At 71.0% G+C, this 19,315-nt stretch carries 16 protein-coding genes, 1 pseudogene and 1 riboswitch; of the genes and pseudogenes, 11 read left to right on the top strand and 6 right to left on the bottom strand.

Features of this window, described 5'->3' with window-relative positions; all coding sequences use genetic code 11:
- Position 1: 1 nt before the first annotated feature.
- From OG892_RS31090 to OG892_RS31070, 5 genes are read left to right on the top strand one after another with little or no spacing between them, the layout of a single operon-like run.
- Positions 2–424 (top strand): roadblock/LC7 domain-containing protein, encoded by a 423-nt coding sequence (locus OG892_RS31090; RefSeq protein WP_073737597.1) that lies wholly within the window; start codon positions 2–4, stop codon positions 422–424.
- Complete coding sequence (locus OG892_RS31085; RefSeq protein WP_073737598.1) at positions 421–774, top strand: DUF742 domain-containing protein; 354 nt, start codon at positions 421–423, stop codon at positions 772–774. Before OG892_RS31090 ends, OG892_RS31085 begins: the two co-directional genes overlap by 4 nt.
- Positions 752–1,390: an ATP/GTP-binding protein gene (locus OG892_RS31080; RefSeq protein ID WP_371630801.1), complete on the top strand. Its 639-nt coding sequence runs from the start codon at positions 752–754 to the stop codon at positions 1,388–1,390. Before OG892_RS31085 ends, OG892_RS31080 begins: the two co-directional genes overlap by 23 nt.
- Entirely contained in the window at positions 1,387–2,601 is a 1,215-nt protein-coding gene (locus tag OG892_RS31075) for a cytochrome P450 (protein WP_073737600.1), read from the top strand. The genes OG892_RS31080 and OG892_RS31075 overlap by 4 nt, the downstream gene beginning before the upstream one ends.
- Positions 2,602–2,610: 9 nt before the next feature.
- Positions 2,611–3,843, top strand: coding sequence for a cytochrome P450 (locus tag OG892_RS31070; protein WP_371630800.1), 1,233 nt, complete (start codon positions 2,611–2,613; stop codon positions 3,841–3,843).
- A gap of 201 nt (positions 3,844–4,044) precedes the next feature.
- On the opposite strand, the gene OG892_RS31065 is transcribed toward OG892_RS31070, so the two are convergent.
- Positions 4,045–4,632, bottom strand: a complete 588-nt coding sequence (locus OG892_RS31065; protein ID WP_371630799.1) for a rhodanese-like domain-containing protein — start codon at positions 4,630–4,632, stop codon at positions 4,045–4,047.
- Between the two features lie 95 nt (positions 4,633–4,727).
- Here OG892_RS31065 and OG892_RS31060 point away from each other — a divergent pair, with 95 nt between their 5' ends.
- Entirely contained in the window at positions 4,728–5,006 is a 279-nt protein-coding gene (locus OG892_RS31060; RefSeq protein ID WP_073737603.1) for a metal-sensitive transcriptional regulator, read from the top strand.
- Between the two features lie 54 nt (positions 5,007–5,060).
- Here the strand turns inward: OG892_RS31060 and OG892_RS31055 are convergent, their stop codons facing one another.
- Positions 5,061–6,431, bottom strand: a complete 1,371-nt coding sequence (locus OG892_RS31055; protein ID WP_371630798.1) for a rhodanese-like domain-containing protein — start codon at positions 6,429–6,431, stop codon at positions 5,061–5,063.
- Between the two features lie 128 nt (positions 6,432–6,559).
- Complete coding sequence (locus OG892_RS31050; RefSeq protein ID WP_073737605.1) at positions 6,560–7,618, bottom strand: vWA domain-containing protein; 1,059 nt, start codon at positions 7,616–7,618, stop codon at positions 6,560–6,562.
- A 312-nt stretch (positions 7,619–7,930) separates the two neighbouring features.
- Between OG892_RS31050 and OG892_RS31045 the strand changes: the two genes are divergently transcribed.
- Complete coding sequence (locus OG892_RS31045) at positions 7,931–8,731, top strand: phytanoyl-CoA dioxygenase family protein (protein WP_328865023.1); 801 nt, start codon at positions 7,931–7,933, stop codon at positions 8,729–8,731.
- Positions 8,728–9,198, top strand: a pseudogene (locus OG892_RS31040) (DUF6309 family protein); the annotation flags it as partial. The gene OG892_RS31045 and the pseudogene OG892_RS31040, both read left to right, overlap by 4 nt.
- Positions 9,199–9,240: 42 nt before the next feature.
- Here the strand turns inward: OG892_RS31040 and OG892_RS31035 are convergent.
- A complete protein-coding gene (locus OG892_RS31035) occupies positions 9,241–9,990 on the bottom strand; it encodes an SDR family oxidoreductase (RefSeq protein WP_328865024.1) in 750 nt (249 codons plus the stop codon).
- A gap of 87 nt (positions 9,991–10,077) precedes the next feature.
- On the opposite strand from OG892_RS31035, the gene OG892_RS31030 reads away from it, so the two are divergent.
- Complete coding sequence (locus tag OG892_RS31030) at positions 10,078–11,412, top strand: aspartate aminotransferase family protein (RefSeq protein WP_328695345.1); 1,335 nt, start codon at positions 10,078–10,080, stop codon at positions 11,410–11,412.
- Positions 11,413–11,470: 58 nt separating this feature from the next.
- Here OG892_RS31030 and OG892_RS31025 read toward each other — a convergent pair whose 3' ends face one another.
- A complete protein-coding gene (locus tag OG892_RS31025; RefSeq protein ID WP_371628901.1) occupies positions 11,471–13,081 on the bottom strand; it encodes an IS1182 family transposase in 1,611 nt (536 codons plus the stop codon).
- Between the two features lie 240 nt (positions 13,082–13,321).
- Positions 13,322–16,918 carry a cobaltochelatase subunit CobN gene (gene cobN / locus OG892_RS31020; RefSeq protein WP_073737606.1) on the bottom strand — a complete coding sequence of 1,199 codons (3,597 nt, stop codon included), beginning with the start codon at positions 16,916–16,918 and terminating at the stop codon, positions 13,322–13,324.
- A 91-nt stretch (positions 16,919–17,009) separates the two neighbouring features.
- Positions 17,010–17,085, bottom strand: a riboswitch (cobalamin riboswitch).
- Positions 17,086–17,229: 144 nt separating this feature from the next.
- Here cobN and cobG point away from each other — a divergent pair.
- Together cobG and OG892_RS31010 are read left to right on the top strand one after the other, a co-directional pair.
- Positions 17,230–18,585: a precorrin-3B synthase gene (cobG, locus tag OG892_RS31015; RefSeq protein ID WP_371631722.1), complete on the top strand. Its 1,356-nt coding sequence runs from the start codon at positions 17,230–17,232 to the stop codon at positions 18,583–18,585.
- A gap of 102 nt (positions 18,586–18,687) precedes the next feature.
- Positions 18,688–19,314, top strand: a complete 627-nt coding sequence (locus OG892_RS31010) for a precorrin-8X methylmutase (RefSeq protein ID WP_371630797.1) — start codon at positions 18,688–18,690, stop codon at positions 19,312–19,314.
- The last annotated feature ends 1 nt before the right edge of the window (position 19,315 follow it).

The raw sequence follows: 19,315 nt of genomic DNA, 5'->3' as shown, positions 1-19,315 counted from the left end.
CATGTCGACCACCATCAACTCCCTTGGCTGGCTGCTGGACGAGCACCTCGGTGAGATCGAGGGCGTCCGCTTCGCCGTACTGATGAGCAGCGACGGCCTGTTGAAGGCACGCACGAGAACGATGAGCCAGGAGGAGGGCGAGAAGTTCGCCGCGCTGACGGCCGCGATGCGAGCCGCCGGAAAGGCGTGGGACGACTTCACCGGTGGTGGCGGGGTCCGCCAGCAGATGATCGAGTGCATCGACAACATAGGCCTGACGACGGCTGCCGGGGACAACACGATGCTGTCGGTCTGTACCACCGGCCCGCACGCGGACGTGGGTCTGATCAGCCGCGAGATGGCGCAGCTCGCGGTGAAGGTGGGCAGGCAGCTGGGCACCGCGGAACGGGTTCCGTCACAGACGGACGGCGGCTCCGCGGCATGAGCGGGCCGCGGCGTGACGCGGATCTGGTCAGGCCGTACGTACGCACCGGAGGACGGGTCCGTCCGCGACAGGACGTGCGCCTGGAGAGCGTGGTCATCGCCGCGACCGGCCCGACGAACACCCTTGTCCCCGACGCACAGAGGTTAATGAGCCTGTTCGCCGGCGGCCACGGCGGCCTCGCCGTCGCGGACATCGCCGCCGCGTTGCAGATGCCGCCCTCCACGGTGCGCATCCTCGTCTCCACCCTGATGGACACCGGCCATCTGACCAGCCCGGTCGCGGCCGAACCCGACCGACCCGAATCCGATCTCCTGCGAAGGGTGCGCGATGGCCTCCGAGACCTGGTCTGACACAGACGTCACCTATGTACCGGCCGCGGTGACCGAGTCCGCCAAGATCGTGGTCGCCGGGGGCTTCGGCGTGGGCAAGACGACCCTCATCGGCAGCGTGTCCGAGGTGACTCCGCTGCGGATGGAAGAGCCCATCACCATCGACAGCGCGGATGTGGACGACCTCAGCGGGACGCCCGCGAAGGCCACGACGACCGTGGGCATGGACTTCGGCCGCATTCATCTGGCCGCCGGCCGTCTGGCCCTCTATCTGTTCGGGCTGCCCGGGCAGGAGCGCTTCCACCTGCTCTGGGAGGACATGGCCGAAGGCGCGCTCGGATGCCTGGTCCTGGCCGACACGCGCGACCTCGACGCCTGCCACGGCGCGCTGGGCCTGCTGGAGGCCCAGTCCATCCCCTACGCCGTCGCCATCAACACCTTCCCCGGGGCCCCCGCCTACGACCTGGGCGAACTCCGCCAGGCCCTCGCCCTGGACGCCGCCACCCCGCTCATCACCTGCGACGCCCGCGACCGCACCTCTTCGCTCCACGCACTCGTCGCCCTGATGGACCACCTTGTGGAGCAACGACCAGCCGCACCACCGGAGCCCCTGGAGCCCCTGGAGCCCCTGCGATGAATCCCGTCAGCACCGAGCCACTGTCCGGGTCGGCCCGGTTCCCCCTGTACGGACCCGAGTTCGCCGCCGACCCGCACGGCGCGTACGAGCGGATGCGCAGCACCTTCGGCCCGTTCGTGCCGGTCGAGCTGTCCCCCGGAATCCCCGCCACCCTGGTGATCGGCTACTTCCAGGCGCGCGGCATCCTCAACGATCCGCTGCGCTTCCCCGCCGATCCCCGGGTGTGGGAGCAGACGGTGCCGGCGTCGTGCCCGGTGCGGCCGATGATGGAGTGGCGGCCCAACGCCCTGCGCAGCGGTGGCACCGAGCACTCCCGCTACCGCTCGGCCAACACCGCCAGTATCGACGCGACCGACCAGCACGAACTGCGGGCCCTGGTGGAGAGGGTCGCCGCGGACGCCGTGACCGGCTTCGGCGCCACCGGCCGTGCGGATCTCGCCACTCAGTACGCCTTCCCGATCGCCTTCCGCGTCCTGAGCTCGATGCTGGGCTGCCCCGACGAGATCGGCGCCCGGATCGCCGACGGCATGTCGCGCATCTTCGAGACCACCGACGCCGCCCGGGGCAACGAGATCCTCGGGCAGGCGGTCACCGACCTCGTGAGCCTGCGCAGGCAGCATCCGGCGGACGATGTGACGTCCCGTCTGATAGCTCACCCCGCGGGGCTGAGTGACGAGGAGATGGGCCACCAGATCGTCACCCTGTACGGCGCCGGCATCGAACCGCTGACCAACCTCATCGTCAACACCTGGTGGAAGATCCTCACGGACGAGGAGTTCTCGGCCACGCTGCACTCCGCCGAGTCCACGATCCGCGACGCCCTCGACACCGTCCTGTACACGGACCCGCCCATGGCGAACTACTGCATCAGCTATCCGCGTTACGACGCGGACGTGGACGGCACCCTGCTGCCGGCCCACCAGCCGGTCGTCATCTCCATGGCCGCCTGCAACAACGACCCGGCGCTCACGGGCGGACTCCCGCCGGAAGCCTTCGTCGGCAACCGGGCCCATCTGTCCTGGAGCACCGGACCGCACACCTGTCCGGCCCGCTCCCACGCCTACCTCATCGCCGAGACGGCCATCACCTTCCTCGCCGACGCCTTCCCGGAAATGGACCTCGCGGTACCCGCCGACGAGGTGCGCTGGCGGCCCGGCCCCTTCCACCGTGCCCTGGAATCACTCCCTGTCGTCTTCCCTGCCACTCGCTGAGGAGCACCCGTGCCCGAACACCCGATCCTCGTGCTGGACCCCTCCGCGGCGGACCACCACGCCGAACACGAGGCCCTGCGCTCCCGCGGACCGGCCACCCGTGTCGACATCCTCGGGGTCACCGCCTGGTCCGTCACCGACCCCGCTCTCCTCAAGGAACTCCTGACGGACGCGCGGGTCTCCAAGGACACCCGCGCCCACTGGCCCGGCTTCGCCGACGCCGTCTCCACCTGGCCCCTGGCCCTGTGGATCGCGGTGAACAACATGTTCACCGCGTACGGCGGTGACCACCGGCGGCTCAGGCGCATGGTCGCCCCGGCGTTCAGCGCCCGCCGGGTCCAGACCATGGAGGCCACCGTCGAGGCGATCGTCACGGCCCTCCTCGACTCCATCGGGTCCAGGCCGGCCGGGGAGAGCGTCGACCTCCGCGAGGAGCTTGCCTATCCCCTGCCGATCGCCGTGATCGGGCGGCTCATGGGCGTCCCCGACGACCATCGCCAGGGCTTCCGCAGCGTGGTCGACGGAGTCTTCTCCACCGCGCTCGCCGCCGACGAGGCCGCCGCGAACACGGCCGCCCTGTACAAGCTGCTCGACGAACTGATCGACACCAAGCGCGCCACACCGGGCGACGACATGACCTCGCTCCTCATCGCCGCCCGGGACACCGAGGGCGACGGCGGCGCGATGGACGACGACGAACTGCGCGACACGCTGCTGCTGATGATCAGCGCCGGGTACGAGACGACGGTCAACGGGATCGACCACGGCATCACGGCCCTGCTCACCGACCCCGAGCAGCTCGCCCACATCCGTGCCGGCCGGGCCAACTGGAGCGATGTCGTCGAGGAGACCCTGCGGTACGAGCCCGCCGTCAAGCACCTCCCGCTGCGCTGCGCGCTGGAGGACCTGCCGCTGCCCGACGGACAGGTCATCCGGGCCGGCGAGGCGATCCTCGTCTCCTACGCGGCAGCCAACCGCCACCCCGACTGGCACGGCGAGTCCGCCGACCGCTTCGACATCACCCGGCCGTCCTCCGAGCACCTCGCCTTCGGGCACGGCGTGCACTTCTGCCTCGGTGCCCCGCTCGCCCGTATGGAGATCGCCGCGTCCCTGCGCCTGCTGTTCGAGCGCTTCCCCGACCTCGAACTCGCCGTGCCGGCGGCCGAGCTGAAGCCGCTGCACTCCCTCATCAGCAACGGCCACCAGACCCTGCCCGTCCGGCTGCGGCCGGCCACCGCCTGACCGGGGGCGCCGGGGGCGCTGCCCCTCCGACGGCACACCTGGGCGGGGGGCGGTCCGGCGGCCCCCCGCCTCTGGCGACTCCGGTGTCCGGCATGCGCCGTGCCGGCGGGCGCGCACCGGGTGCCCGTACGCACGGAGTCGAAGCTCCGGGCCGACCTGACTGCGTCGGCTCCTCGGCTCCTCGGCTCCTCGGCTCCTCGGCTAACGCTGGTGCAGCGCGGCGAGGGTGGCGTCGAGGTCGGTGTGGCAGGGACGGTTGTGCGGCAGCCGGGCGAGGACGGCGGCCATGCCGCAGGTGTTGGTGAGGGCGGAGAAGACCAGGCCGCCGCCGACGGCGGCCGAGAGGGCGCGGCCGCGGCGGTAGCGGGTGCCGACGGCGAGACCGAGGACGACGAGGGACCCGGCGGCGAGCCGGACCTGGCGTTCCATGGCCCAGACCCGGGAGGCGTCTGCGGGCCGGTCGAGAGCGTGACCCTGCTCCGCCCAGGCGGTGGTGCCTCCGGTGAGGGTGGCCGCGGCGATACCGGCCGCGGCCAGTTCGCCGCAGGCGGTGGCGGAGCGGCTGCCGGAGGCGCAGACCATCAGCAGGTCGCCGCGGGCAGCGGCGGCACTCAGCGCGGGAAGTGCCGCACGTATCCGGTCCAGGGGGATGTTGTGGGCGCCGGGAAGATGTCCGGAGGCGTATTCGCCGGGGGTGCGGACGTCGATGACGGCGAACTGGCCGAGCCGGGCCGCCGCCTGGGCGGGGAGGACTGCGGCAGGGGCGGGGGTGGAGGCGGGGGCGGTCATATGCGGTGTTTCCGTTTCTGTGCGGGCCGGGCCGGTGGCCCTGGACACGGTAGGATACCCCTAGGGGTATTTGGCTTGCTGACGGAGGAGGAATCGTGGAGCTGGACATGGCGGCCGCCGAGCTGAAGTCGGTGCTCAACCGGCTGAAGCGGGCCCAGGGGCAGATCGCCGGGATCGTCAAGATGATCGAGGACGGCCGGGACTGCGAGGACGTGATCACGCAGCTGGCCGCGGTCTCCCGCGCCCTCGACCGGGCCGGGTTCGCGATCATCGCGACAGGCCTCCAGCAATGCATGGCCGACGGCGGCCAGGCGGCCGGGGACCGGGACCAGATGCGGGCCCGCCTGGAGAAACTGTTCCTCTCCCTGGCCTGACGGCGCACGGCCCCGCGCCTGGCGACGCACGGCCGCCGTGCGTACGCACGCGGGTCAAGCCGGTGCGTACGCCACGGTCAGACCGGCGCTCCGGGCGGCGTCGAAACCGTCGTCGACGGCGACCACCTCACGGCCTTCGGCGTCGAGCAGGGACGCGGCGATCGCGGCACGCATCCCGCCCGCGCAGTGCACCCACACCACTCCGGCCGGAACCTCGGCGGCGCGCTCGCGCAGCTCGTGCAGGGGAACGTGCACCGATCCCCGTACGTACTCACCGGCCCGCTCGGAGTCCCTGCGCACATCGAGCACCACGACGTCCTCACCACCGTCGAGCGCCTGCTTCAGGGCGGCGAAGTCCGCGCGGGGGAAGGAGCGCAGGTCCTGCCCCGTCCGCAGCCAGGAGGACGGCTCGCCCGTGGCGGCGGCAGCCGGTCGCTCGATGCCGACCCGCACCAGCTCCCGCTGGGCCTTCGCGAGCTGACCGGCGGATGCGGCGAGGAGGGTGACGGGCTTGCCCCACGGGATCAGCCAGGCCAGATAGGTGGCGAGCTTGCCCCCGGCCTCGAAGTTGAACGTCCCGGCGACATGGCCCCGGGAGAACGCGGTACGACTGCGCAGGTCGACCACCCACTCCCCGGCGGCCAGGCGCTGCGCGATCTCCTCGCCGTCGGCCGTCCGGGGCGGGGTCAGGTCCACCGGGCCTGGCCCTTCCGCGTTCACCGGGCCCATGTGCGCGTAGTAGGCGGGCACGTCCTCCAGCCCGGCGAGCATCTGCGCCACAAAGGCGTCGACGTCCTGGTTCAGGGCGTCGTTCCCGGCCCGCTCCTTGCCGATGGTGGTGGCATCGCCCCCGGCCGGGGAGGCGGAGCAGAAGCTGCCGAAGCCATGGGTGGGCAGCACCCGCACGTCGTCGTGGAGTTCCCCGGCCAGCCGGTGGGCGGAGGCGTGCTGGGAGCGGGCCAGCTGCTCGGTCAGCCTCGGCTCGACCAGATCGGGACGGCCCACCGTGCCGATCAGCAGCGACCCGCCGGTGAACGCGGCCACCTCCCGTCCGTCCTCGGCCAGCACGTAGGCGGTGTGGTGCGGGGTGTGACCGGGAGTGGCCAGCGCCCGCAGATCGAGGCCGGTGTCGACGGCGAAGCTGTCGCCGTCCTCGACCGGCACCCGGTCGAAGGAGACCCGGGCCGACGCGGGCACCAGATACCGCGCACCCGTCAGCCGGGCGAGCTCCAGGCCGCCGGTCACGTAGTCGTTGTGTATGTGCGTCTCCACCACGTACCCGATCCGCACCCCGCGCCCGGCAGCCGCCGCCAGGACCCGTTCCACATCGCGCGGCGGGTCGACGGCCACCGCCACCGCCGCCCCGCCCGCGAGATAGCTGCGGTTGCCCAGTCCCTCGGTCTCCAGGGTGTCCACGAAGAACACGGCCGTCTCCCTCCATAGCGATGTACCCCGGGGGGTATCTTCCTTTCACTGTAACAGTGATACCCCCCGGGGTATTTCTCAGACTCTGAACCGCATGAGCCGAACGAGAATCTCAGAGCATGACGACCTCAGAGCATGATGAGCAGACGCGTCTTCGGCTTGAGCTTCCTGTTCACGGAGCGGCTCTGCACATAGACCTCCAGCTCGGGATTGTTCCCCGCCTTCACCGAGACCGTCCCGTGGATACCCGTGCCGAAGAGGAGACTGCGCGCCGCGTCACCCGTATAGGCGCGATCGGTGTCCTTCTCGACCACGACGACTTCCTTGTCGGGCTGAACCTGGACCCGGGCACCCAATTGGTAGTAGCACGAGCCGCGTTCGTAGGTCACACCCGGATGCGAATCGACGAAGGGCCGGATCTCGATCTCCTTGTCGACCTTCAGGAGCCGGTATTTGTCGGCCGGTATCGGTTCGAGATTCGCCCGTACCTCGTCAACGGATATGTCCTGCCCCACGGCGAACAGATTCTTTGTGCCGCGCACGCCCTGCTCGCGGCCCCGCAGGAAGCTGGTGGCGGCGGCGCGCACGGTGCCGATCGCCTCCTCGACGCCCTCCTGGGAGTCCGCGTCCCAGATGGCGATGTTCCCCGCGGGGAAGCCGTAGTTCTGAGCGGTGCGCTTCGCCAGCGAGTTCGGCACCAGGATCGCGGACGTCCAGTGGCCCGGGAGCCCGCCCATCTTCGCCGCGATCCTGTCGAGCCAGGGCCCGAGGACGGCCATGTCGCCGTCGTGCCGCCGGTCGCCGCCGGAGGCGTTCTCCTCGCCGTCCGTCACCACGATCTGCAGGAAGCTGTGCTCCCCGTACTCCTCCCAGATATGGCCCAGATCGTCCAGGGACTTCAAGGAGGCCTCGATAAGGGCCGTGGCGCCGTTGTTGACCCTGTACAGACCGCGCATGGACGGCAGATGCTTCACGTCCATGTCCCAGACGAGGTTCTCCACCCTGTGATCGAAGGAATAGAGACTGATCCGGGTCTCATGGCCGAGGCTGTCCGATTCGGCCTTCAGGCCGGCCACGAACTCGTCCACGACACGAATGAGCTGGCCCTGGTGCGGACGCATGGAACCTGAACAGTCGACGACCAGCGCGACGTGATTCACCTTGTGCTGAATCCTGTTGGCGGACACGTTTCTGCTCCTTCTCCGAAGCTCCCCGAGTGATAACTGAACTCTATGGGGAGGCACTGACAACGGAGTTGGGCGCTCGATCACGGGCCTCTTCGATCATTGGCTCGCATCCGCCGGGGCACGCCCCGTGCGTGCCGCCATGACACCCGGCGCCGTTCACCGTCGAACATGCGGCAATGGCCCTGCCGAGCCACCCACTTTTGGCCATATAGCCACGCCTTCGGTATGACTCGCATGAACCTGGGACAGAAAGACGCCGCCCGCAGCGGCATCCGTGCGGCAACAGCCGAGTGAACCGGGGGGTTCCAGCACGTGAGAGATACCCGCACCATCGAGGCCCAGGCGGAAGGCTTCACCAAGGAGGGATTCCTGGTACTGCCCGGCTTCCTGCCCGGCACGCTTGTCGAGCGTCTCGTGCCGGAGGTGGACGAGTGGGTGGAGGCGGGGTGGCGTCAGAAGTCCATCGACGCCTGTCTGCGTGCGGAGGCCGAGCCGCCCCGCATGGTCGAGCTGGACCTTGAGGCGCACGGTGAGCTCGCGGTCCATCCGCCGCTGCTGGACCTGCTCAGCAGCCCCGCGCTACTCGGCGAATCCTTCGTGTTCCACCACCTGCACAGCGACCGGAGAACGGCCGGCGGAGCCGGCAAGAGCTGGCATCACGATTACGAGCAACAGCCGCAGGAAAAAAGGCACTTACCCATGATCCACGCGTTACATTATATAGGCGGAATTCAGCCGGAACTGGGTGGCCTGGCAGTGCTGCCGGGCTCGCACCTGGAGATCGCCGAGAAGGACGCCCGCAGCCACCTGGGCACGGACACGCTCCCGGGTGAAGTGGTCATCGACGATGTGCCTCCAGGGACGACCGTCGTACTCCACTCGGCGCTCTTCCACACCCGTCGGGCGGCAGCCGCGCCCCATGCGGACAGCGGCCCGCGTTACATGATCGACGGCTCCTACTGCCGCACAGGGGCACTGTGGCCACCGGTCAAGCCCTACTGGCGACAGGTACTGGCAGTGGCCCGGTCGCGTGGTCTGGGAGCGGGGTGGCCGGAGCTCTTCGCGGAGAGACACTTCAGCGAGTACGAAAGGGCGGAGAGGCACAGCCGATGAGAGTTCTGGAAGCAGTGCGGTTCGAGGCGATCATGGAGCTCTTCGAGAAGGAGCACCCCTTCGACCCGTCCGACCAGGCCAATTCGAATGACGAGGCCGAGGGGCACATCCGCAACGCCGAGCTGGAGCAGCGGGGCCGTTGGCACCGGGTCCTGCTGGAAGGGCCGGAGGTCCGGAACGTGGTGCTGCCCTGGCACCTGGGCGAGGACGGCGAGGTGGAACTCATCCCCAGGACCGGCCTGACCGTGGCCGAGGCGGTGGACCGGCTCACCTCGCTCAACAGCTCGTACGCGCGTACCAATCCGTTGTGCGCGTCCAAACTCGACCGTCAGGGCACGGCTGATCGCCTCGCCCTGTTCCTGACCACCCGGGCCGTGCGGGGGCGTGACTACGAGTCCCTCGCGGTCCGCGAGGGACTGATCCACCTGGACGGGCTGCATCGCATGCTCGCCTGGTCCATGGCCGGGCACCTGGAGCCCGGCAACTGGTTCGAGGCGTACGTGGCCGGGCTATCCCCGGCCCACGTAGGGCATGGCGCTGGGCATGACCAGGACGGACTGGATGTTCACTCCGAGAGGCAGGCAGGCCATGGCTCGCACCAGGTCGACGACGTGCCGCACGTCCATGGTGGGTTCCACCCGACGTGACCCGTCGGCCTGCAGGACGGCCGGCTGGGGCCTGTCCTGCGGGGTGACGTTGCCGATGTCGATCTGGCCGCAGGAGATGTCGTAGCGCCGGCCGTCCAGGGACAGCGAGCGGGTCATCCCGGCCACCGCGTGCTTGGCGGCGGTGAACGCGATGGAGTCGGGCCGGGGGGCCTGGGCGGAGGGTGCGCCGTTGTTGATGATCCGTCCGCCGCACGGTGTCTGCTCCTTCATCACGCGGAAGGCCGCGCGGGAGCATAGGAAGGTACCGGTGGCGATGGAGTCCATGACGCGGTGCCATTCCTCGACGCCCACGTCCTCGGTCGGGGTGTACGGCATGGTGTCGGCGGCGTTGTTGAACAGCACGTCCAGCCGCCCGAACCGGTCCACGACATGTCCGAACAGCCTGTCCACGGCCACGGGGTCGGTGATGTCGGCGGAGAACGGGACCGCGCGGGCACGACCGTCGGCGGGGGTGAGCATCACGGTCTCCCCCAGCGGCTCCTCGCGCCGGCCCACCAGGATCACCGTCCAGCCGTCCTCCAGCAGACCCAGCGCGCACGCCCGCCCGATCCCGCTTCCGGCGCCCGTGACGACAGCCGTTCTCCCAGCCACGACCCACCCGACCTCTCCTCAGGAACTCTCCGCATGAAGGGCTCTCCGAGCGTGCCCGAGCACCCATCTACCAAACAGGAGCCGCACATGAATGGCCATATAACGGCGTTGGGCGGGTCCGACGGCAGCCGGGCCTGGTTCGCCCGTGCTCAGGCATCACTGGCCGGTGGCATCAGTTCCTCCTCCCGGCTGACATCGACCGGCCCGCACCCCTATCCGCTCTACATGGCCGAGGGGGCCGGTGCGCGCATCCGGGACGTCGACGGCAACGAGTACCTCGACTACCTGATCTCCTACGGCAGCGCGGTACTGGGACACGCCAGTCCGCAGCTCGCCGAGGCGCTCACCGCGGTCCTGCACACCGGCACGATGTTCGGCACCTGCAACACCACCGAGGTGGAACTCGCCGAGTTGATCTGCGACATGGTGCCGTGTGCCGAGCTCGTCCGCTTCGCCAACTCGGGGAGCGAAGCGGTGCAAGGAGCGGTGCGCGCCGCCCGCGGGTACACCGGCCGCTCGAAGATCCTCAAGTTCGAGGGCCACTACCACGGCTGGACCGACAGCCTGGCGATATCCAACCGCCCCTCCGCCTCCGAGGCCGGCCCCTACGCCACCCCGTACCCCGTGCCCCACTCCCCCGGCATTCCGGCGGGGGTCGTCAACGACGTGGTCGTCAGCCCGTGGAACGATCCCGCCGCGCTCCGCGCCGTCCTGGACGCCCATCGCGGGGAGTTCGCCGCTGTCATCTGCGAGCCCATCGTCGCCAACAACGCCTGCACCATGCCCGAGCCGGGATTCCTGGACCTGCTGCGCGAGGAGTGCACGCGCCGCGAGATCGTGCTCGTCTTCGACGAGGTCTGTACCGGATTCCGGACCGGTCCCGGGGGAGCCCAGACGATGTTCGGGGTCGTGCCGGACATCGCCGTCTTCTCCAAGGCCCTGGGCGGCGGCGTCCCGATCGCGGCCTTCGCCGGACTGCGGCACGTGATGGAACCCCTGGCACAGGGGCAGGTCAAGCACGGCGGAACCTACAACGCCTCACCGCTGTGCGCGACCGCCGCCCTGGTGACCCTCCGGCAGCTGAACCGGCCGGAGGTCACCGAACGGATCGACAAGAGCGGTCGCCGCATCATGGAGACGATTCGCCGGGCCGCCCATGACCGGCACATCCCCTGCTCGGTGCAGGGCGTGGGCGCCATGTTCCAGACGGTGTTCACCGCTGACGGCGCACCGACCCGGCAGTACCGCGACCTCCAGCTGACCGACCAGGCCCGCTACGACGCGTACCGCCACGAACTCCTCAAACGCGGAATCCACACCAACGCCTACGGCATGGCCTGCTGGTTCGTCGCCGCGGCTGTCACGGAGGACGAACTGGACGCCACGTGCGAAGCCGTGGAAGGCGCCTTCGGCGTCCTGTGAGGAGGAAGGGCCCCACCCGCGCAGGACGCTGACTCTGTCGGGGATCTTGGCGGTCTGCTCAGTCTCTGGCGGACCGCCAAGACCTCGGCCGGGTGATTCCGTGCTGGTCCAGGTAGTTCTGGAATGCGGTCGGCGGCCGGGACGGAGGTGGTTCTCCGGTCGGCGGCCGCCGGCTGAGGCGCTCGATGTTTGCGGCGATGGCTGTGAACACGTGCTGTAAGTGGGCTTTGTGCTGTCCCCGGTAGCGACAGCGGCGCATGCCGTGTCCGTGGGCGAGCTCGTTGATGGTGCCTTCCACTCCGGAGCGGACCGCGTAGCGGGCCTGCCATTCGGGTGTCTGCTGCTCGGCGCGGACTCGGAGTTGCAGGTCACGGAGTTCTCGCGGGGGAAAGCCCACGCTCCGGGCGCTGTCGGCGGTGGTCGTGCAGCGGGTGCGGACCGGGCAGGGACGGCACTGGCTCTTGGTGAACCGTGCCACGATCAGAGGTGCTGCGGTGGGTGAGGAGGTCGGGTAGGGGCCGTGCCATCCCGCGCTGGTCTCGCCCTGCGGGCAGGTGACCTGTCGGCGGTCGAAGTCGATGTGGAAGTCGTCGCGGCCGAAGCCGTTGTTCCTGCGGTTCTGGCGGGTGGTGTTGACCGGCAGTGGTCCGGTGACCGTGACCTGGTGTTCCCGGGCCGCCTGTTCGAGATGGACCAGGGAGGTGTAGCCGCCGTCGACCAGATGCTCGGCGGGCAGCAGCCCGCGACGCCCCAGCCGGGTGTGGATACCGGGCAGAGCCTTCGCGTCGTAGCCGGTGGCGTCGGTGGTGGCCACATCCGTGATCACGTTGACGCCTTCAGGATCACAGGTCTCGGTGAGATGCGCGACGAACCCTTTCCAACGGGTGACGTGTCCGCGGCGCGCGTAACGGGCCGTCGGGTCGTAGGGCGAGACGACCGCGACCGCTGAGGGCGGCAGCCCGCCGTCATCGGCGGTGCGCCAGCGCAGACGGCCGGCCCCGTCGCGGTAGTAGTTCTGCACCATGATCTGCCGCAGGGCCTGGGCCCGGGGCCCGGACAGGCGATCCGCCGCATGCTCTGCGACGTGCTCCAGCAGCCGGACGGCGTCACCACCGGTGGCGAGGATCCTGGTCTTGGGGCGGGTGGGGTTCTTGCCCAGGCGGACCGGGCGGCCGTAACGACGCCCCCACTCCTCGTCTACCAGGTCGGCCAGCAGGTGCGGAGCGGTGCCGGCCAGCTCTTCCAGGGCGGCGCGGACGGCCTCGGTGACCAGTTCCAGCCGGGTCAGGTCGCGCACCGCGGCCAGGACGTGGGTGGAGTCCGTGCGCTGAGTGGTGCGCTCGCGCACGAGACCGGCCTCCTTCAGGCGCGCAAGCGTGAGGTCAAGGAGACGGTCGGCGCGGTCGTCCTCGGTGAGACGCTCGCGGAAGTCGCCCAGCACGCTGTGGTGGAATCCGGGATCGTTCAGCTCCATGGCCAGCGCGTACTTGAAATCGATGCGGCAGCGAACCGCCTCGGCGGCCTGCCGGTCCGACAGACCGAGCAGGAACTGCAGCACACACACGGTGGCCAGCTGAGCGGGCGAGAGCCCGGGGCGGCCGTCACGCGGATACCAGTCCGCGAAGTCCTCGTCACGCCACAGCCCGCCCAGGCGGTCTCTCACCCACATCGCCGTCGTACCACCCGGATTGCTCGCCCGCGCCATCTGCACGGTCAGAGAAGGGACTTGCTCACCAGAACGGGCGTGGAGCGACAACGGGCACCTCGACAACTGCATTGGTCCTTGGACAGAGTCGAGCATGCCCGTTGATCATGCTGCCCCGCCGGGGATCCTCAAGATCCCCGACAGAGTCAGCGTCGCGCAGCGGTGGGGCCCTCCTGACATCCGGCGGCCGGTGCGGCCGGTTGCTCAGTCCTCGCCCTCCAGGTCACCCTCGGTCTCCAGGAAGACCTGCCGCAGACCGGCGAGGATCTCCGGGTCGGGCTTCTCCCACATCCCGCGCGACTCGGCCTCCAGGAGGCGTTCCGCGATGCCGTGGAGGGCCCAGGGGTTGGCCCGCTGGAGGAACTCGCGGTTCTCCGGGTCCAGGACGTAGGTCTCGGTGAGCTTGTCGTACATCCAGTCGGCGACCACCCCCGTCGTGGCGTCGTAGCCGAAGAGGTAGTCGACGGTGGCGGCCAGCTCGAAGGCGCCCTTGTAGCCGTGGCGGCGCATCGCCTCGATCCACTTGGGGTTGACGACGCGGGCCCGGAAGACGCGCGAGGTCTCCTCGACCAGGGTGCGGGTCCGGACGGTCTCCGGCCGGGTGGAGTCCCCGATGTACGCCGCGGGGGCGGTGCCCTTGAGCGCGCGCACGGTGGCCACCATGCCGCCGTGGTACTGGAAGTAGTCGTCCGAGTCCGCGATGTCGTGCTCGCGGGTGTCGGTGTTCTTGGCCGCGACCTCGATGCGCTTGTACGCCGTCTCCATCTCCTCGCGGGCCGGGCGCCCGTCGAGTTCGCGGCCGTAGGCGTAGCCGCCCCAGACGGTGTAGACCTCTGCCAGGTCCGCGTCCGTACGCCAGTCCCGCGAGTCGATGAGCTGGAGCAGTCCGGCGCCGTAGGTGCCGGGGCGGGAGCCGAAGATACGGGTGGTGGCGCGGCGTTCGTCGCCGTGGGCGGCCAGGTCCGCCTGGGTGTGCGCCCGTACGTAGTTCTGCTCGGCGGGCTCCTCCAGCGAGGCCGCGAGGCGGACCGCGTCGTCCAGGAGGCCGATGGTGTGCGGGAACGCGTCGCGGAAGAAGCCGCTGATGCGGAGCGTCACATCGATGCGCGGGCGCCCCAGTTCGGCGGCCGGGATCGCCTCCAGGCCGGTGACCCGGCGCGAGGCGTCGTCCCAGACCGGGCGGACGCCGAGCAGCGCGAAGGCCTCCGCGACGTCGTCGCCGGCGGTACGCATCGCGCTGGTGCCCCACAGGGACAGGCCGACCGAGGTGGGCCAGTCGCCGTTGTCGGTCCGGTAGCGCTCCAGCAGCGAGTCGGCCAGCGCCTGTCCGGTCTCCCAGGCCAGCCGGGAGGGCACCGCCTTGGGGTCGACGGAGTAGAAGTTGCGGCCCGTCGGCAGGACGTTGACCAGTCCGCGGAGCGGGGAGCCGGAGGGGCCGGCGGGAACGAAGCCGCCGTTCAGCGCGTGCACGGTGTGGTCGAGTTCGTCGGTGGTGGCCGCCAGCCGGGGCACGACCTCGCGGGCCGCGAAGTCGAGGATGTCGGCGACGGAACCGGGGTGTCCGGCGGCGACCCCGGCAACGGCCTGCGGCGCCCAGTGCGCGTCCTCCATCGCCTGGACCAGGGTGCGGGCCTGCTCCTCCACCTCGTCGGCGGTGGTGCGGGTGGCCGCCGACTCGTCGAGGCCGAGCGCCTCGCGCAGGCCGGGCAGGGAGGTGGTGCCGCCCCAGATCTGGCGGGCGCGCAGGATCGCCAGGACCAGGTTGACCCGGTCGGCGCCGGCGGGCGCGCCGCCCAGGACGTGCAGTCCGTCGCGGATCTGGGCGTCCTTGATCTCACAGAGCCAGCCGTCGAGATGCATGATGAACTCGTCGAAGCCCTCGTCCTCCGGACGGTCTTCGAGACCCAGGTCGTGGTCGAGCTTCGCGGCCTGGATCAGGGTCCAGATCTGGGCCCTGATGGCCGGGAGCTTCGCCGGGTCCATCGCCGCGATCTGGGCGTGCTCGTCCAGCAGCTGTTCCAGCCGGGCCACGTCGCCGTAGCTCTCCGCGCGGGCCATCGGCGGTACGAGGTGGTCCACCAGGGTGGCGTGGACGCGGCGCTTGGCCTGCGTGCCCTCGCCCGGGTCGTTGACCAGGAACGGGTAGACGAGCGGGAGATCACCCAGCGCCGCGTCGGGCCCGCACGCGGCGGACAGCCCGGCGTTCTTCCCGGGCAGCCACTCCAGGTTGCCGTGCTTGCCCAGGTGGATCATCGCGTCGGCGCCGAAGCCGTTGTCGTCCGCGGCGGCCGCGATCCAGCGGTAGGCGGCCAGGTAGTGGTGCGAGGGCGGCAGGTCGGGGTCGTGGTAGATCGCGATCGGGTTCTCGCCGAAGCCGCGCGGCGGCTGGATGAGGATGAGCAGATTGCCCCGGCGCAGGGCGGCCAGGACGATATCGCCCTCGGGGTTGCGCGAGCGGTCCACGAACATCTCGCCCGGAGCGGGGCCCCAGTGCTCCTCGACGGCCGCGCGGAGTCCGGCCGGCAGCGTCGCGTACCAGCGCCGGTAGTCGGCGGCCGGGATGCGGACCGGGTTGCGGGCCAACTGCTCCTCCGTCAGCCACTCCTGGTCGTGACCGCCCGCCTCGATCAGCGCGTAGATCAGCTCGTCGCCGTCACCGGAGGCGAGCCCCGGCACCTCCTCGTCACCGAAGTCGTACCCCTCGGCGCGGAGTCGGCGCAGCACGGCGACGGCGCTCGCCGGGGTGTCGAGTCCGACGGCGTTGCCGATCCGGGAGTGCTTGGTCGGGTACGCGGACAGCACCAGGGCGAGGCGTTTGTCGGCGTTCGGGATGTGGCGGAGGCGCGCGTGGCGCACCGCGGTCCCGGCGACCCGGGCGGCGCGCTCGGCGTCGGCCACGTACGCGGGGAGGCCGTCCTCGTCGATCTCCTTGAACGAGAACGGGACGGTGATCAGACGGCCGTCGAACTCGGGGACGGCGATCTGGCTCGCGGCGTCCAGCGGCGAGACGCCCTCGTCGTTGTCCTCCCAGTCGGACCGGGAGGAGGTGAGGCAGAGCGCCTGGAGGATGGGCACGTCGAGGCCGGTGAGGGCGCCGGCGTCCCAGGACTCGTCGTCACCGCCGGCCGACGCCTCCGCGGGCCGGGTACCGCCCGCGGCGAGCACCGTGGTCACGATCGCGTCGGCGGCCCGCAGGGCGTCGATCAGCTCGGGCTCCGGTGTGCGCAGCGAGGCGACGAACAGCGGCAGGGCGCGGCCGCCGGCGTCCTCGACGGCGCCGCACAGGGCGTCGATGAACGCGGTGTTGCCGCTCATGTGGTGGGCGCGGTAGTAGAGCACCGCGATGGTGGGGCCGTCCGTCGCGCGGGGCGTGCGCTCCAGCGGGCCCCAGGAGGGTGCCGGGGCGGGCGGTTCGAAGCCGTGGCCGGTGAGCAGGACGGTGTCGGAGAGGAAGCGGGCGAGCTGCTCCAGGTTGCCGGGGCCGCCGTGCGCCAGATAGGCGTGGGCCTCCGCGGCGATGCCGATCGGGACGGTGGAGGCGGCCATCAGCTGGGCGTCGGGGGCCTGTTCCCCGGTGAGGACGACGACGGGGCGGCCGGTGGCAAGCACCTGGTCGAGGCCGTCCTGCCAGGCGCGGACCCCGCCGAGCAGGCGTACGACGACCAGCTCTGTGCCGTCCAGGAGCTGCGGGAGGTCCTGGAGCGGGAGCCGGGAGGGGTTCGCGTAGCGGTAGGCGACCGGGCCCTCACAGGCGCGGGCGCTGAGCAGGTCGGTGTCTGACGTCGACAGGAGCAGGATCATGCGGCGTCTGGCCTTCCTCGGGGTATCCACGCCCCGGGCGGTGTCGGAATGGGACTCCCCTGCTCGGACGGGCCGAGTGGCACGGGGAAGGGAGTTCCTGACTCACCCGGCCGGTGGGGCCGGGATCACAGTGGCGGGACCGCGCCGGAATCGCACCGGGCTTCCTCCCCTTGTCGCCGTCGGTGGCGACGACGGGCCGGCTGGCCCGCCTGTACCGCCTCGGCCAGGGTTTTCCCGTGCTGACGCGGCACTAGGCATAGTAAGGGGCGGTCAAGAACTGGGAGGCATACGGATCTGATGAGATGGTCGGTATGCTCGCCGCCATGCCCCCGCCAGCCACTTTGCCCGTGCCCACAGGAGCCGCGTCCGTCCGTGACCGCGGTGACGCCTGCCCCGGCACGCTGCGGCTGCACCGGGCGGACGACGGTGCGCTGGCCCGGGTCCGGATCCCCGGGGGGGTACTGAGCACGGCGCAGGCGGACGTGCTGGGGGAGTTGGCGGAGCGGCTCGGCGATGGTGAGCTGCATCTCACTTCGCGCGGCAATGTGCAGCTGCGCGGTCTGCGCCCCGACTGCGGCGGCGAACTGGCCTCCCGCATGGGTGAGTCGGGGCTGCTGCCCTCGGAGCGCCACGAGCGCGTCCGCAATATCGTGGCCTCCCCGCTCTCCGGGCTCGACGGCCTGGGACAGCGGGACGTCCGCCCGTGGCTGTCGGCGTTGGACGAGCTGGTGTGCGCGAGTGACCTGACGACGGAACTGTCGGGCCGGTTCCTGTTCGCGCTCGACGACGGCCGCGGCGATGTGGATCCGCTCGGCGCCGATGTGACGCTGCTGGCGCGGGCCGACGGGGACGCGGCTCTGCGGATCGGCCCGGCCGAATCCGTACTGCGGATACCCGGTGCGCACGCTCCGCGGGCCGCGTTGATCGCCGCCGAGACCTTCCTGGACGTCGCACGCGGCTCCGGCGTCTGGCGGGTGACGGACCTGCGCACGGACGGCGGGATCCTCCTGGACCAGGTGGTCCGGCGGTTGCGACAGGCCGGAATCCGAGCCACGCGCACCACCGGCCCCACACACCCCGCGCGGTCCGCGGCTCCCGTTCCCGGCGTCGTGGACGGCCCGTACGAGACGGTCGCGCTGTGCGTCGGCGTCCCCCTGGGCCGCATCGGCGCGGAACAGTGGCGGGCGCTGACCCGCGCCGCCCGGCAACGGGAGGGTGGCGGCGGCGAACTGCGGCTGACCCCTTGGCGCGGCGTCGTCGTACCGGGCGTGGAGCGCGAACGGGCCGCGGCGGAGCTGGCGGCCCTGGGGTCCGCCGGCCTGATCTCCGGGCCCCGCTCCCCCTGGACCGGGGTGGGGGCCTGCATCGGGCGTCCCGGCTGCGCCAAGTCCCTCGCCGATGTCCGGGCCGGGGCGACAGCGGCCCTGGGGCCCGTGGGCGCGCTGCCGGTGTACTGGTCGGGGTGCGAACGCCGGTGCGGTCATCCGCGGGGCGCGTGGGTCGACGTCGTCGCCGCCCCGGACGGCTACCGGGTCTCCCTGGTGCGCGACGGTGAACGGCACGCCCCACTGGCCGTCCCCGACAGCCCGGCCGCGCTCGCGGCAGCGGTGGCCGCGGCCCGGGGCGGCCCGGACGGGCAGCGCCCCGCCCCGCGCCCCGGCACCTGACCTTCCCCCACCGGCCGCTCCACACCGGCCGGCCGTTCCCGTACCCGACCGACCCTTTCCACGCCCACCCTTTCCACGCCCGATGAAGAGAGCGACAGCACTGTGCACCAGTACGAGAAGGACGGACCGGCCATCTATCGCCAGTCCTTCGCCACGATCCGCGCGGAGGCCGATCTGTCGGGACTGCCCGCCGATGTGAGCCAGGTGGCGGTCCGGATGATCCACGCCTGCGGCATGGTCGACCTCGTACGCGATCTGGCCTTCACCCCCGACGTGGTGGCCCGTGCCCGCGAGGCGCTGCGGGCCGGCGCGCCCATCCTGTGCGACGTGGCCATGGTCGCCAGCGGGGTCACCCGCAAGCGGCTGCCCGCCGGCAACGAGGTCGTGTGCACCCTGTCGGACCCGGCGGTGCCCGCTCTCGCGGCGGAACTCGGCACCACCCGCAGCGCGGCCGCCCTGGAGCTGTGGCGCGACCGGCTGGACGGCGCGGTCGTCGCCGTCGGCAACGCGCCCACCGCCCTGTTCCGGCTGCTCGAACTGATCGAGGAGGGCGCGCCGCGCCCCGCCGCCGTCATCGGTGTGCCGGTCGGCTTCATCGGCGCGGCCGAGTCCAAGGACGCCCTGGCCGCACACGCGTCCGGGCTCGACCATCTGATCGTGCGCGGCCGGCGGGGCGGCAGCGCCATGGCGGCCGCCGCCCTCAACGCGATCGCCAGCGAGGAAGAGTAAG

The organism is Streptomyces sp. NBC_00341, from assembly GCF_041435055.1.
In the GTDB taxonomy this organism is placed as follows: Bacteria; Actinomycetota; Actinomycetes; order Streptomycetales; family Streptomycetaceae; genus Streptomyces.
Note: the sequence above shows the minus strand (reverse complement) of the source record. Positions and strands in the feature narration are given on the sequence as shown.